Origin of the sequence: Luteococcus sp. Sow4_B9 (assembly GCF_052116585.1) — a bacterium.
Taxonomy (GTDB): Bacteria; Actinomycetota; Actinomycetes; order Propionibacteriales; family Propionibacteriaceae; genus Luteococcus.
The window spans coordinates 1-14824 of sequence record NZ_JBQKKT010000019.1; the positions used below are offsets into that span (position 1 = coordinate 1).

Consider the following 14824-nt stretch of genomic DNA (forward strand, 5'->3'; position numbering starts at 1 on the left):
CGTCCTGTTCGCCATGCTCAAGAACCGGGAGCCCTACCGAGCACCCGCCCCGACGCCAGAACCCTCACCCATACCCCTCGCCGCTTGACGAGCAACATAGGGACACCCCCCCGGGCACTCAAGAGCCCGGGACGACTTCCTGGATCACTTGCCCTGCTTGAACTCCCGAACGGCCTCGACAGCCACGTCGGGCTGGTCGGAGAAGACGTGGTCCATGCCGGCAGCCAGGAAGGTCTTGATCTCGGCCTTCATGTCACCGATCTCGGCGGGATTGCTCGAGCTCTGGAAGTCCTTCGGCAGGAAGGAGTTCTCGGCGCGGAAGGTCCAACCGGTCACCTCGAGGCCCGCGGCGTGGGCGTTCTTGATGGCGTCCGACGGCTTGTCCAGCGATCCGTCCTTCTTCTTCGGGATCATCAGGTTCTTGCACAGTCCGACGCTGTCCGCGTACTTGGCCACCTTCTTCATGCCCGACGGGGTCAGCATGTCCTTGTAGGTGGTGGTGTTGCCCGAGGCGACGAAGTCTGCCGGAGCACCCGAGCAGTCCATCAGCTGCACCAGCTGCACCTTGGTCATCTGGTTGAGCTGCTGGAGGTTGCCCACCTCGAAGCTCTGGATGACCACCGGCGAGTTCTTCTTGCCGTAGCCATTGGCCTCCAGCACCTTGACGGTGCCCTCCTCCTGGCTCAGGCCGATCGAGTCGAAGTAGCTGCCGTGCTTGATCTCCGGGATCACGCCGACGGGCTTGCCGTCGCAGGTCTTCGAGCGACGAGCCAGGTCCACCACCTCGTCGAAGGTGGGCACCTGGTACAGACCGTCGAACTCGGCGCTGCCAGGACGCAGCTCACCCAGACGCTCCTTGGCGCGCAGGGTGCGCAGCTCGGCCAGCGTGAAGTCCTCGGTGAACCAGCCGGTGATCTCGCTGCCGTCGATGGTCTTGGTGGCCTTGCGGTCGGCGAACTCGGGGCGGTCGGCCACATCGGTCGTGCCGCTGATCTCGTTCTCGTGACGGTCCACCAGGACGCCGTCCTTGGTGCTCACCAGATCGGGCTCGATGTAGTCGGCGCACTGGTTGATGGCCACCTCATAGGCCGCCAGCGTGTGCTCGGGACGGTAGCCCGAGGCGCCACGGTGGGCGAAGACGATGTGGTTGGGATCCGAGGCCTCGACCTTCTTCTTGGCCAGGTCCAGGATCACCATCTCGGTGTCGTCGGGGGTGCCGGGCTTGCGCGCGTCATTGCCCGGGTAGTTGTTGTCATTGGCGATCAGCAGACGCCCATCCTTCAGACGAACGACGGTCTCGACGCTCTGGAAGGGGAAGGTGAAGGTTTTGACGACGCCGTGGCCGGGGAAGGTCTCCATGCCGATGCCATCGGGGTTGTCGATCTTCAGCAGGTCGACGACCAGCTCCTTGCGCAGGAAGCCGTCCTTCTCCACCTTGTTCAGGTTGATCTCGTAGACACGCTTGGTGACACTCTCGGCGCCCCAGAAGTCGTCGCGCTCGACGATGAGCATCTTCTTACCGTCGGTCATGAAGGCGTCGCCCACCAGGTTGTCATCGGTGTCGGCCTGGTACTTCCAGGTGCGGCCGGTGTAGCGGTTCGTGCGGGTGTCGAACTGGCTGATGATGCGAGTGCGCTTGTCATCGCCGTTCAGGTAGCCCTCGAGGATCGGGTAGAGGAAGCGACCGTTCTGGCTGGCGGCCAGGGCCTCGAAACCCTTCGAGTTGCGCAGGTTGGCCTCCTCACCCTTGGCCAGGTGCGGGTTGCTGGCGCTCTTGACCAGCTCGACGCCAGCAGCCGAAGCCTTGCCGGGAACCGGCATCGGGACGGGCTTGCGCAGCAGCACGCCGTCGGCGCTGAAGTGCAGCAGGAAGGGGCCGAACTCCTCGCCGATCCAGAAGCTGCCGTCCTTGTTCACCACCAGCGACTCGACGTCGAAGTCGGCACCCGTCAGCAGACGCTTCTTGGTGTGCTCATTCACGATCGGGAAGCCAGCCAGGTGGTTCGGGTCGCGCAGCTGCACGAACTTCTGCACCTTGATCTCGCCCTTGCCGCCGTCGGCGGTCTCCCACTGCGGCTTCACCTTGTAGACGCGCAGCAGGAAGTCATCGGAATTGGCCTTGGAGCCGAAGCCGTTGTCCGGCAGGCCCCAGAAGGAACCGTCGCCGATCTCGGCCATGGCAGAGAATCCGGGGATGACCTGGCCGGGGAAGGGGCCCTTGCGGCCATTCTTCTCGGTGACCTTGGCGCCCGACTCCGGGCCCTTGGCGATGTAGTCGGCGCTCAGCTGGGCGCGGGCCTCCAGGGTGGGGACGACGGTCTTCGTCGTCTTGGCCTTGGCCGCCTTCGGTGCGGGCTGGTCGGCCGGCGCGGCGTGGACGGGGGCAACAGCGGTCAGGGGCAGCACCAGGGCGGCCGAGCCAAGGGCGACGGCGGCGAGGCGCGAGATGTGTGGGGTACGCATGGGTACAGCCAACCGCGTTCAGCTGATGCTCAGGTTTCCCATGGATGTGACTTGGGTGAACACCCCGGGACGAGATCATGCCCGCCGTGCGACCAGCTGGTGGATGCCCCTGCACGTCGCATGAGTTTGGTTGCCCGGCGTGGGTTTGGTTGCCCACCCGGCCAGCCCCTCCCGCACCGCGTGGGTTTGATCGCCCACCCGGCCGGCTCACCCCGCGCCGCGTGGGTTTGATCGCCCCGCGACGGGTACAACGCACGCGACACGATGCAACCCACGCGAGCCATGGGTGCACTGCCCGGGGCACCGCACGTCGCGTGGGTTTGATTGCCCACCCGGAGTCGAGGGCAGATTCTGACGCTGCCCGGCTCAGAGCTCGCGGACCACCTTGGCCGGCTGCCCCAGCGCCAGAACATTGGCGGGAAGGTCCTTGCTGACAATCGCTCCGGCACCCACCACGGTGTTGTCCCCGATGGTCACACCGGGCAGCACGATCACCCCGCCACCCAGCCAGACATTGTCACCAATCGTGATGGGCTCGGCGGCCTCGAGCTTGTCGCGACGCATCTGCGCGTCGAGGGGATGCGTCGGGGTGAGCAGTTGAACATTGGGGCCGATCTGGCAGTCCTCGCCGATCGTGATCCTCGCCACGTCCAGCGCCGTGAAGTTGTAGTTGATGAAGGTGCGGGCCCCAATACTGATCTGGCCCCCGTAGTCCACGTGCAGCGGCGGCTTGACGAAGGCCCCCTCGCCCAGATCACCGATCAGCTCCTCCAGCAGGGCTCGGGCATTCTCGGGATCCTCGACGCAGGCCTGGAGATAGCGTTCCTGCAGCTCGACGGCGCGCTGGGCCAGGCGGCCGCTCTCGGGATCATCGGCGATGTAGAGGTCACCCGCAAGCATTCGCTCGCGATTCGTCCTGGGGTCTCCGGCAAAGTAGTCGGTCATGCCTCGACGCTACCGGCGCCCCGAAGCGTCGAGGCTGACAGGAGGGGCAATCTGGCTGGGTACCCCAGCCCGGGCGTGGCGTGGGTACCCCTGGACCCGGCGTGGCGCGGGCACCCCTGGACCCGGCGTGGCGCGGGCACCCGTGGACCGGGCGTCGCATGAGTCCCCAGGACCCGGCGTCGCGTGGGTTTGGTCGTCCCGCGCGGGATTGGACATCCCTGACTCCACGCCGCGTGGTTTCCATACATCTGCGACGGGTATTGCACACGCGAGAAGACCAAACCCACGCGTCCTGCAGGTTCCCACGCGAGAGGGTGGAACCCACGCGACGTGCGAGGGGCGGGGGCGACGCCCAAGGATCCGCGGCGCGACACCCCCCGGATTCAGGGCGCGACACCCCCCGGACCCAGGGCACGACGTGCGAGGCGGCTTCCTGCAGACGCCGACGGGTGCACCGCGGCCCAGATGATGGCCGGGGTGCACCCGTCGAACACAGAGCGCAGGTCAGCGGATGAAGATGGCGTCACCCACCGGGCGCTCGCCCGCGGCGTCGGAAGGGCTGGTCACAAGGGCACCGTCGAGCACCATGGCGGTGGAGCCACCACCGTCGAGGTTGATCGCGTCGACCATGCCAAGATCCTTGGCCACCTGCGCGGTCTCGGGGATGCTCAGGCCCAGGTCGGTCAGCTGGCGGCCGTCGACGGTCACCAGAAGCGTACGACCCTTGGCGTCGATGCCGGCGAAGGTGCGGGGATTGCGCTGCAGCACCCAGCCGTAGTCGAAGGACGGGTTGAGCGGCTGGTTCATGCCGTCGCGCTTCTGGGTGACGTGCAGGTCGCCGTGGCGCACCAGCTCGGGGCCTCCGTTGACGACGGTGGTGCGCGGCTTGTCGAGCCGGGCGCGGCCATCGGTCATGCCCTGGCTCCACGCGCCGCGCTCGCCGGTCTGCACGACGTCGAGCAGGCGTGCGGCGTGCTCGCCGGTGGCCTGGATCGAGGTCTGGCCGGCCTCCAGGGCAGTGCCGCGCTCCGTCTTCACGGCCACGACGCGAGTGCCCTCGAGCACCACCTCGGCACCCTCACCGGCAGGGGTGGTGGCAGCGAAATCGGGGGTGTAGGCGATGGTCTCGGCGTCGTCGGTGCAGGTGACGTCGTGCAGCGGCAGATGGGTGACCTTGTCGGTCAGGTCGCCACCACAGTCGCGGATGAGGCCGATGACCCGGTTCACACCGTCGAGCTCGAAGCGCTGCTTGTCGAGGATCGCGACGCCCTTCCACACGGGGGTGACGATGCGAGTGTGGCGGGCCTTCGGGTCGAGCACCAGGGCGGGGCGGCCGGTGATGGTCTCGCTGACCAGCTTGCCGTCGTAGATGCCCGCACCGGCGGGATCACCCTCGGCGCCGGCCTTCGGGTCCATCACGAAGAAGCCGGCATTGATGGTGGCGCTGGCGCGCGTGAAGGCGGCCAGTTCGGTGGTCTTCTCGCGGGTGGCGAGGTCGGGGCCGTAGGTGGCCCCGAGGGTTCCCGTGAAGGTCTTGGGGTCGATGGTGAGCACATTGATGCGCCACGGGCCCTTGGCGTCAGTGCCGCCGTCCCAGCCGGTGAACCAGGAGCGGGAGCTGAAGCCCTTGGCCTTCAGCTCGGACACCAGCGCGTCGGCCTCGGCCTTGGTGGCGGAAGTCTGGTCGAGGCGCAGGCGGTGGCCCAGGGTGCTGGCGGGCAGGTCGGCGACGGCGGGCTGCTCGACGGCGCTGATGGTGGCGGCGAAGCCGGCCTCGGCCAGCTTCGCGCGAGTGTCCTCGGCGGCCGCCTTGTCCTGGACGGAGCGGGCGGGGCCGCTCCGGTCGGGGCTCGTGGCCAGCGACGGCATGTTCACCTCGACCACCCAGCCGAGCGACGCGTCGGTGGCGCCGCGGGTGACCAGGGTGTGGGTGACGCCACGCTGCACCGTGGTGGTGGTGCGGGTCTCGTGCAGGTCGGGGGCGCCGAGGGTGAGCTGCCCGGCGACGGGGGCGGGCGCGGGGCCGGCTTCGCGACGGCGGTGGTGACCAAGGGCATGGTCAGGGCTGCGGCGCCGAGAGCGGCGACGGCGGCACGGGTGGGGTTGTGGGTATGCATGGAACGATCAAACTGACCCGGGCGGTCACCCGACAAGGGCTGCCGGATGACCGCTGGATGAATGCTTGACGACGCCCCCGTCGTCACCCCTCCAACGGGTCGGTGGGGTGACTGTCGGTGACGTAGACCAGGGCGTCCCAACTGGTGGCCGGAACCACCCCGATCTGGTGCATCGGCGGCAGCCACGCCTGCCAGGCGGCGAAGGGGCTTCCTGCCGAGGCCATCGGATGCTGCTCCTGCAGCACCGCCCGGTTGGCGGGCGCAACCTCGGCGAAGTCGACGAAGCCGATGCGCGTCCCGGCGAAGATCCCCCGCACCGGGGAACCGACGGTGAAGGAGTGCACGCTGCCGTCGTCCTGCAGACGGACCCGGTGCGCGTCGGCGCCAACCACGCTGTAGTCGTCGCCCCAGTGCTGGTGGTTGAGGACGCCGAGCTTGCTCCCGGGCGCCATCGTCGCAGCCCCCGACCTGTCCACGTGCCCGTTGTGGGCCAGCAGCAGCGTGTGCCTGCCACCGGCACCGGCACGCTGCTCCACCAGGAAACGCAGGTTCTGGTGCAGGGCCGCATCCCGGTCCCACGAGTCGATGCCCTCGCTGCCCCGCTCCATCCCCTGCACCAGGGTGCGGGCCGACAGACGGGCCCGCAGGCTCGCATCGTCGCCGGCACCCTGGGCGGCACGCTCGACGGCCGCGGCCAGCTGCCGGGCGGGCTCCAGCATGGCCCGGGCCTGGTCCTGTTCCCAGGCGGTGTCGCGCGTGATCGCGTCGAGCCTCGGAGCCAGTCTCGCAGCAGCCTTGGGATCCTTGCCCCGCAACCATTCCAGGGCGACCTCACGGTCGGGGACGGCGCGCTGCACGTCCAGCCCGTGCAGCCGCACCGGGTCCTCGGGATGGGCGGCATTCCACTTCCGCAGAGCGGTCAGGAAGTCGGCCATCTGGCGGGTGCGGTTGAGGGCGAAGCCAAAGCGTCCGGCCGCCTCCTCGGCACTGCCCGGGCCACCCTGCACCCAAGCGTCCACCTGGCTCACCGGGCCGGCACTCTCCTCCAACGCGATCGTCGTGAAGCCCTCCTCGGCCGCCTTCAGGGCGATGGTCGTCCAGGCCTCCCGGAACTCGGCGGTGCCATGGGTGGCCTCCCCCACGGCCAGCACGGTGGCCTCGGTGAGACGGCTGGGCAGCTGCACATCGGCCAGTTCGACCGCCTCCGCAACACCGGCCGGAGCCGTGACGTGGCGCCACAGACCGATTCCGGCACCACCCACCATGAGGGCGACGACGAGCACCACCACCGCAGTCCTCCTCATCACAGGTCACCCCTCACCAGTCGCACCAGGCCTGCCACCAGCGGCAGCACGGCCCACGCCAGCATCGACGTGCCCAGTCGGGCCCAGGAACCCGGCGACGGATCCGCCAACGCCCAGACGGCGTCGAGGCTGACCCAGGACAGCAGCCGCTCGGCCACCGCGGATGCCGACGCCAGCAGCAGCGCGATCGTCGGCCACAGCAGCAGCACCATGATGGGGGCGGGTGCGCTGCGGGTGAGCAGCGCCCAGCCCAGGGCGGCCACGCCGGTGAAGGCCAGGTGTCCGGCGGCCAGGGCGAGCCGGCCGACATCCCCGCGAAGGGGGATCGCGTCGCCGGTGATCCACGGGCCGATGACCGCGGCACCAACACCCATCACCACGGCCACCAGCAGCAGCACGAGTGCCGCCACCAGCACCGCCAGCAGCTTAGCCGTCACCAGCCGGCCGCGGCGCGGGTCCTGCAGCAGGCTCGGCTCGATGGTGCCCCGGGTGAACTCGCCGCTGGCCAGCAGCACCGCCAGGACGAGCAGCATCCAGCCCGCCGGCCCGCAGGCCATCGTCGCCAGCTGCCACATGTCGGTGCCGGTGGTGGGCCACAGGGCCCGACCGCCGGCGAAGGCCGCCATGCCCAGCAGTCCGCCGGCAATCACCGCACGCTGCCCGCGGGTGTCGACGAGCTTGTGCAGCTCCACGGCCACGGCGCGGGCCAGGGTCGTGCGGGCCAACGTGGTGCGGGCCAGACCCGCGCGGGTCGTCGTGTGCACGGCGGTCATCGCACACCCCCGAGCTGCACGCGCCCACGGTCGATGCCCTCGGTGAGCCCGAAGTAGAGCTCCTCCAGGTCGGCCACCTCGGCGACGGCCACGTCCTGGAGCACCCGGCCCCCGCCGATCATCACCACCCGATGCGCCAGGCGCGCCACGTCATGCAACTGGTGACTGCTCAACAGCACGGCACAGCCCCGCTCGGCACGCTCGTGCAGCAGCTGTGAGAGCCACCGCTGCCCCTGCGGGTCCAGCCCATTGGTCGGCTCGTCGAGCACCAGCGCCGACGGGTCGCCCAGCAAGGCCTGGGCCACCCCCAGTCGCTGCCTCATGCCGAGCGAGTACTCGCCCACCCGGCGACTCGCCTCTGCCCGTCCCAGGCCCACCTCGTCGAGCACCTCGTCGACGCGAGCGGCCGGAAGGCCCTGGGTGAGGGCCGCCAGCCGCAGGCACTCCCGCCCGGTGCGTCCCGGATGGAAGGACTCGGTGCCCAGCAGCACTCCCACGCTGCGGCCGGGCACCTCCAGCTCCCCATAGGGGCGGCCGTCGATGGTAGCGCTGCCGGCATCGGCCCGGACCAGTCCGGTGAGGATGCGCAGGCAGGTGGACTTCCCGGCGCCATTGGGGCCGAGGAAGCCGACGATGCGGCCGGCGGAGACGCCGACGGACACCCCCTGCAGGGCCTGTACCGCGCCGAAGCGCTTGGTGAGGTTCTCGATCTCGATCATGGTCACAGCCCACGCCAGCCGGCCGGGTGGCCGCCTCGGGCAGCAGGCCGCCGTCGCGGAATCCTTCGGGGACCAGCCGATGGCCCATCGGCTGGGCCGACTGGCCCATCGGCCATCTGGGCCGCCGCGCCCGCGGCTGTGAGACTGGACGGGTGCCCGAACTCCTTTCCTCCACCACAGCACCCCGGCGTCGACGACCGACCGGCCTGCAATGGCTGGTGGCACTGCTGGGCACTGGCTACTACCTGACTCCGCTGGTGGCCTACTGGCTGGCCCCGTGGCTGAACCCCAGGGGCCGGGGGCACCTGCCCGTGGCGGAGGTGTGGCTCCTGCTGGGCGGGGCCGTCGTCGCGCTGGCCCTCATCGCCCTGCTGCCACGACGTCGCATTGCTGCCCTGGCAGGAATCGCCCTGCTGTGGCCGTTGACTCCCCCACTCTTCGGCGCGGCGCTGGTGACCCAGGAGGAGGTGGCCCGATCCAGCCGTCGCACCTGGGGCCTGGCCAGCGCCGTGCTGCTCTGCGCCGCCAAGGCCGTGAACGTGCCACTGTGGGCGGCGCTGGGCCAGCCGACCACCCAGACGTCCTGGGTGGAGGTGACCATCTCGTGCATCGGGATTGCCCTGGCGACGATGGTCGGATGGCTGCGACAGGCCACCAGCCAGGCCGAGACCGCCCGCGCCGTCGCCAGCACCGCACGGCAGGAGAGCTTCGAGGCACGCCTGGAGCAGGCCCGTCTGGCCGAGCGCGAACGCATCGCTCGCGAGATGCACGACGTGGTCGCCCACCGCATCTCGCTCGTCGCCCTGCACTCCGGCGCGCTCTCCCACCGGCTGCGCGAGTCTGACGCCGAGAGCGCCGAACTGGCCGGCCTGATCCAGGCCAATGCCAAGGCCTCGCTGGTGGAGCTGCGCAGCATGCTCGCCACCCTGCGAGGCAGCCAGGACTCCCCCGAGCCACCCCAGCCCACCCTCACCGGGCTCTCGACCCTGGTCGCCGAGGCCACCGAGGCCGGGCAGCAGGTGCGCCTCGAGCTTGACGCCAGCCTCGAGACCATTCCCGAACCCGTCTCCCGCAACGCCTTTCGCATCGTCCAGGAGGGCGTCACCAATGCCTGCCGGCATGCTCCCGGTGCTCCCACCGTCGTGCAGGTGCAGCAGCGCGACGGCTGGTTGCGGCTGCGTGTGGCCAACCCGCTGGCCGACCTCGCAGCCCCCGACCGCTCCGGCTCCGGCCTGGGCCTAGTGGGGGTGGCCGAGCGCGTCGAACAGCTGGGTGGTGAGCTCGTCCACGGCAGCGACGGGGCACAATTCGTCCTGGACGCCACGCTGCCGCTGGCCCCGACACCCCGCCAGGAGGGCATTGCATGAGGATCGCGCTGGTCGACGACGACCCGATGGTCCGCACCGGGCTCGGCTACATCCTGCGCGGCGAGGCCGACATGGAGGTGGCCTGGCAGGCAGGAGACGGCGGCGAGGCACTACGGCTGCTGGCCGACGACCCCGTCGACGTCATCCTGCTCGACATCCGGATGGCCGGCACTGACGGTCTCGCGACGATGGAGGCGCTGGCCGCGCTCCCCGAGCGTCCCCGCGTGCTGATGCTCACCACCTTCAACACCGACGACTACGTGGTGCGCGCCCTGCGGCTGGGGGCCGACGGCTTCCTGCTCAAGGACGCCGACCCCACGGAGCTGCTGGAGGCAATCCGTCGCGTCCAGCAGGGCCAGACGGTGCTCTCGCCCGAGGTCACCCGCACTTTGGTGAGCGTGGCCACTGAGTCCAGCGGTCCGGGTGCCGCGACGGTGGCCGCCCAGCAGGCGATGGCCCGGCTCACCAGCCGTGAGCGCGAGGTGGCGGCGCTGGTGGCCCAGGGCCTGACCAACAGCCAGATCTCCACCCGAATGAACCTCAGCCTGGCCTCGGTGAAGTCGCACCTGACCAGCACCTTCACCAAGCTGGGCGTCGACAACCGGGTCTCGGTGGCGATGATCGTGCGCGACGCCGGGAGCTCCCGCTCGGGTTCCTGAGCCTCGCTCGGGTTGCAACCCGAGCGAGGCCAGGCAAGCCACGCGAGGCTGGTCGCGCCGTGGGCTCCGCCTCAGCGCAGCGGCTGGCAGCGCGGGCACCACCAGCTCAGTCGCTCCTGCGTGAGCGGGCCAAACTCCTCGCACTCGATGCGGGTGTGGCAGCGCGGGCAGGGCTTCCCGGCACGGTCGTAGACCCAGCGGCCGTCCCGGTTCGAGGCAGTGGGGACGCGGGTGACCTTGCTGGCCTCCAACAGGCGCTGGGCCGTGCGCACCACGCCCAGCAGGTCGGGCACCCGACCCACCGGGGTGCGCGGGTTCACCCGCTGGTGGAAGAGGCTCTCGGCCCGGTAGATGGTGCCGATGCCGGCCAGGTTGCGCTGGTCTAGCAGTGCCTCGCCGATGGTGCGGCCGGGCTCGCGCAGCAGGTTGGCGACGGCCACCTCCTCGTCCCAGTCGGGTCCGAGCAGGTCGGGGCCGAGGTGGCCCACCACCTCGTGCTCGTGGTCGCTGCGCACCAGCTCCACCAGCCCGAGCCGCAGGCCTACCGCTTGGTGGGTCTCGGTGACCAGCAGGGCACGCACCTGGTGGGCGGGGCCGGGGGTGCGCTCGTCGGCTCCCACGATGCGCCAGGTGCCGTCCATCTTGAGGTGGGTGTGGATGGTCCAGCCGCCCTCGATGCGAGTGAGCTGGTGCTTGCCGCGCGGCACCACCTCGAGCACGCTCCGGCCGGCGAGGTCGGCGGTGGCTGCGGCGGGCACGCGCAGCTCGGCGCGGGTCAGGACCTGGCCGGCCAGGGCTGCGTGCAGCTTGGCGCAGGAGCGGGCGACGGAATCACCTTCGGGCATGGGCCCATCCTGCCCGGCGCCGCGCTCCTGCTGCTGAAAATGCGGCCGTCACGGCGCACGACACGTTCAAATGTCATCCGTGGCCGTATGTGCTGCATTTTCAGTGCGCAGCGCCGAAGAAGGCCAGCATCCGATCCCGCGCCGCCTTCAGCGCCGGGTCCTCCGGCACCCCCTCGGCGAGCGTGAACTCCACCGCCACATGACGGTTGCCGGCACGGGACACCACCCGCCGGCGGAAGCTGCCGATGTCCAGCCCGTCACGGATCACCAGGCCCCAGCCGGCCTCTGCCGCACTCAGGTGCAGCTCGCCCAGCCGGTGCCCGGCCAGCCGGGGGAAGCGCGGGTGGTCATGGCAGAGCCAGGCCTCGTCGAAGGTGGGCAGCAGGTGCACCCCGTCCAGCCCTGCCACCGGGGCATCCGGCCGCCACCACAGCTCCACGCCGTCCACGGTGCCGGTCTCGAAGCCGCCGCTGGCCAGGCCCGCTCGGGCCTCGGTACGGGTGATGTTGCTCCAGCGCTGCAGGTCGCGGAGGCTCGTGGGTCCGTGGCCGGCGACGAAGCGGTGCACCAGGCGGGTGGCGGCCTCCTGGCGGGGCAGGGGTTCCGAGGGCGGAACCACGTCGTCGAGCAGGACATAGGTGTGCTCGTCCGCGGCCAGCGGGCCGGAGCAGACCAGCGCCGTGGCCTCGGCCATCATCAGCTGGTGGGCGACGGTCTGGTTCGGCTGCGGCGACGAGGCGGGCACCGGCAGCAGTGGTTAGAGCTGGCGTCTGGTCAGGGGTCCGTCGGCCAGCGCCCGGCGCAGCACCTGTTGCGTCTGGGCCCAGAGCTCCTCGTCGATGCCCAGCTGGCGCTGCCGTGCGCGGTTGCCGCTGATGATCCTGGGGCCGGTGAGTTCGAGCAGCCAGCGGATGTCGTTGCGGTGCACGTAGTGCCAGGTGGGGCGCAGCACGTGGGTGCGCAACACCTCGCCCGCATCGACGGCAGCGCAGACCGAGGCGTCGTCGGCACCGCTGCGCAGCCCCAGTGACCAACGGGCCAGCGGCGGGTCCTGGGCCTGCACCGCCAGGGAGTTGCGCACCGCCTCGGCCACCGACGGCGCCCGTGGACCCGTCAACTGCTGGGCAGCGAGCCGCAGCCCGACCACCTGCAGGACCGCCGCTGTCTCCACGGGTGGCCGCCTTCCGCTGGTCAGTCGCCGGTGCGTCCGGCGGCCCTGCGGTAACGGGCCGGGGAGAGCCGACGCCGACGCACCACCGCGAGCAGGCAGGCGATGGCCGCCAGCAGCCACAGTCCAATCAAGGTTCCGACCGGGCCGACGCCCAGGGACTCGCCGATCACGGCGCGACGCACCCCGTCGAGGGCAGGGGCCAGCGGACTGACCCCATGGATCGCGGTGAAGACGCCGGGCACGGCCGAGACGATGCCCACCGCCGCGGCGACGGCCCCCAGCAACACCGCCACGGCACGGCCGAGGCCGCCGAACCAGGCAGCCAGCGCGTGGTTGATCGCGGTGAAGCTCAGCGTGGTGAGCATCAGGAAGGCGGTGAGCACCACGCCGTTCGACAGGCCGAGGTCGAGCACCGTACTGCCCAGGATGCCCAGCAGCACGGCCTGCCCCACCGCGACGGTGGCGCCGGGCACCATGGTCGCCGCGGCCAGCTGCCAGCTGGGACGCGACGAGGTGAGCGTGCGGGAGGCGATCGGACGCATCAGCAGCCAGGTGGCCAGGGCACCCAACCAGGCACCCAGCACCAGCAGCAGCGAGGTGAGCTGGCTGAGCGGAGTGGCGAAGCGCTCGGCATCACCGGAGACGGGCGTGGCCACCACACCCGAGAGCTTCTCGCGTTCCTGCTTGCTGTAGCTGGGCACCTCCTTGGCCCCGTCGGAGACCTTCTCGGCAAAGGTGCGGGTGCCCTCGGACAGCTTGGTGCTGCCGGCGGCCAGGTCGGTCATGCCGGTGGCCAGCTCCTGCACGCCCTGGTTGGCCTGGTGCACCCCGTCGGTGTACTGGCCGACGCCCTTGGTGTACTCGTCCAGGCCGGTGCTGAGCTTGTTGGCCCCGTCGGTCAGTTGGGTGCCGCCGCTCTTGAGTTGCTGTGACTTGCTGGCCAGGGTGTCGGCGCCGTCGCTGAGCTCCTTGACGCCAGACTTCAGCTGCCCCAGTTGGGCCTCGATCTGCTTGGGCAGTTCATCGACGAGCTGGGTGACGCCGCCCGAGAGCTGGTTGGCGCCGGTGGCAAGACTCTTGGTTCCCGAGCGCAGGCTCTGCCCGGTCTGGGGATCCTTGTGGTCCAGGGCGGCCGCGGCGGTCCCGGCGCCGGCCCGGAAGCCGCCGGTGAAGGCGGGCTCGGCGAGCTTCTCCACCTCGGGGCAGACGGCCTCGGCCACCTGGGAGGTGCGCTTCGGATCGGTCAGCACCTCGCTGATCTGCTCCGCGGCGGGCAGCTGGATCCGCTTGAGCACCTCGGCCTTCTGCTCGGGGGTGAGCTCCATCTCTGCGGGCAGCTCGTCGAGCTGCGTCGCGACGGCCTGCTTCAGCTCTGCTTGGTACTGGGCGATCTGTTCTTCCCCCAGCTGGGTGCGCATCGCGTCGGCCACCTGGGTGGCGCAGCCCTCACCGAACTGTTCGGTGTAGGCCTCCATCACCTGCGGCGGGACGGGTGCCTTGCCGTCGCGCCAGGCCACCAGCTGCTGCTGGTAGGCGTCCACGCCCTGCGACACGCCCGAGGCACCGTCGGAGAGCTGCTGGGCTCCTTGCTTCAGCTGGCCCAGCTGGGCGAACTGGCCCGTGCCACTGGACTGCTCCAGGCCGGACTCCAGCTGGTTGATGCCACCGGCCAGTTGCCCGATGCCGTCGACCACCTGGCCGGTGCCCTTGGTGTACTCGGCCACGCCGGTGCCCAATTCCTGGGCCCCGCTGGCCAGTTGGCTTCCACCCTCGTCGAGCTTGGCGCCGTTGGCGTCCAGCTCGTTCATGCCCTTGCCCAGTTCACCGACGCCCTGGGCGGCCTTGACGGTGCCGTCACCCAGCCGTTCGGCACCGTCGGCCAGCTGGGAGGCCCCGTCGCCGATCGTGGTGATCTGCTTGCCCATGGTGTTGAAGCCCACGTAGATGTTGTCCAGGTAGTTGCCGGTGAGCATCGCGTTGGTGCTCTGGGCGGCCATCTCGGCCACCTCACGGGCAATCTGGGCGTCCTGCACCGCCGACGACGGGGAGGTCTGCACGTCGATGGTGGCCTGCTGGGCGGTCTTGGCGTCGGCGACGCTGGTGGCCGCCGCGGAGAAGTTCTTGGGGATGGTCACCACCACGGCGTACTCGCCGCTGGCCAGCCCGGCGGCGGCGTCGGAGGGGTCGCTGAGCTTCCAGGTGACGTTCTTGCTGGGCTTGGCGACGATCTCAGCGGCCAGCTGGCGGCCCATCGGCACCGTCTGTCCGTCCACCTTGACCGCCTCGTCGGTGTTCACCACGGCGGCGGTGATCTTGCCGAGCCGGTCGTCGCGGCCCCAGGCGGTACCCAGCAGGACGCCGGCCACCAGTAGGGGAACCAGCACCAGCGCCAGCAGGCTCCAGCGTCGCAACGGGACGTGGGAGTTGGCGCGCTCGGCGTGGAAGATGGGGATGTTCATGG

At 70.3% G+C, this 14824-nt stretch carries 10 protein-coding genes and 1 pseudogene; 2 read left to right on the top strand and 9 right to left on the bottom strand.

Going from position 1 to position 14824, the window contains the following annotated elements; all coding sequences use genetic code 11:
* Positions 1-144 precede the first annotated feature (144 nt).
* From ACTQ49_RS11300 to ACTQ49_RS11325, 6 genes are all read right to left on the bottom strand, one after another.
* Positions 145-2463 (bottom strand): esterase-like activity of phytase family protein, encoded by a 2319-nt coding sequence (locus ACTQ49_RS11300; RefSeq protein WP_441827943.1) that lies wholly within the window; start codon positions 2461-2463, stop codon positions 145-147.
* 366 nt (positions 2464-2829) lie between these two features.
* Positions 2830-3408 carry a sugar O-acetyltransferase gene (locus ACTQ49_RS11305; RefSeq protein WP_441827944.1) on the bottom strand — a complete coding sequence of 193 codons (579 nt, stop codon included), beginning with the start codon at positions 3406-3408 and terminating at the stop codon, positions 2830-2832.
* A gap of 504 nt (positions 3409-3912) precedes the next feature.
* Positions 3913-5355 (bottom strand): phosphodiester glycosidase family protein, encoded by a 1443-nt coding sequence (locus ACTQ49_RS11310; protein WP_441827945.1) that lies wholly within the window; start codon positions 5353-5355, stop codon positions 3913-3915.
* Positions 5356-5608: 253 nt separating this feature from the next.
* Positions 5609-6829 carry an erythromycin esterase family protein gene (locus tag ACTQ49_RS11315; RefSeq protein ID WP_441827946.1) on the bottom strand — a complete coding sequence of 407 codons (1221 nt, stop codon included), beginning with the start codon at positions 6827-6829 and terminating at the stop codon, positions 5609-5611.
* Complete coding sequence (locus tag ACTQ49_RS11320; RefSeq protein WP_394275232.1) at positions 6829-7602, bottom strand: hypothetical protein; 774 nt, start codon at positions 7600-7602, stop codon at positions 6829-6831. Before ACTQ49_RS11320 ends, ACTQ49_RS11315 begins: the two co-directional genes overlap by 1 nt.
* Positions 7599-8321, bottom strand: coding sequence for an ABC transporter ATP-binding protein (locus tag ACTQ49_RS11325; protein WP_441827947.1), 723 nt, complete (start codon positions 8319-8321; stop codon positions 7599-7601). The genes ACTQ49_RS11320 and ACTQ49_RS11325 overlap by 4 nt, the downstream gene beginning before the upstream one ends.
* Positions 8322-8473: 152 nt before the next feature.
* Here ACTQ49_RS11325 and ACTQ49_RS11330 point away from each other — a divergent pair, with 152 nt between their 5' ends.
* The gene (locus ACTQ49_RS11330) at positions 8474-9688 is read left to right on the top strand and encodes a sensor histidine kinase (RefSeq protein ID WP_441827948.1); all 1215 of its coding nucleotides are present in this window, start codon (positions 8474-8476) and stop codon (positions 9686-9688) included.
* Positions 9685-10347 (top strand): response regulator, encoded by a 663-nt coding sequence (locus ACTQ49_RS11335; protein WP_441827949.1) that lies wholly within the window; start codon positions 9685-9687, stop codon positions 10345-10347. Before ACTQ49_RS11330 ends, ACTQ49_RS11335 begins: the two co-directional genes overlap by 4 nt.
* Before the next feature lie 71 nt (positions 10348-10418).
* Here ACTQ49_RS11335 and ACTQ49_RS11340 read toward each other — a convergent pair whose 3' ends face one another.
* The 3 genes and pseudogenes from ACTQ49_RS11340 to ACTQ49_RS11350 all read right to left on the bottom strand — a co-directional run bounded on the left by ACTQ49_RS11340 (position 10419) and on the right by ACTQ49_RS11350 (position 14822).
* Entirely contained in the window at positions 10419-11192 is a 774-nt protein-coding gene (locus ACTQ49_RS11340; RefSeq protein WP_441827950.1) for an Fpg/Nei family DNA glycosylase, read from the bottom strand.
* 100 nt (positions 11193-11292) lie between these two features.
* Positions 11293-12483 (bottom strand): annotated as a pseudogene (locus tag ACTQ49_RS11345) (winged helix DNA-binding domain-containing protein).
* Entirely contained in the window at positions 12384-14822 is a 2439-nt protein-coding gene (locus ACTQ49_RS11350) for a YhgE/Pip family protein (protein ID WP_441827951.1), read from the bottom strand. Before ACTQ49_RS11350 ends, ACTQ49_RS11345 begins: the two are co-directional and overlap by 100 nt.
* Positions 14823-14824 lie beyond the last annotated feature (2 nt).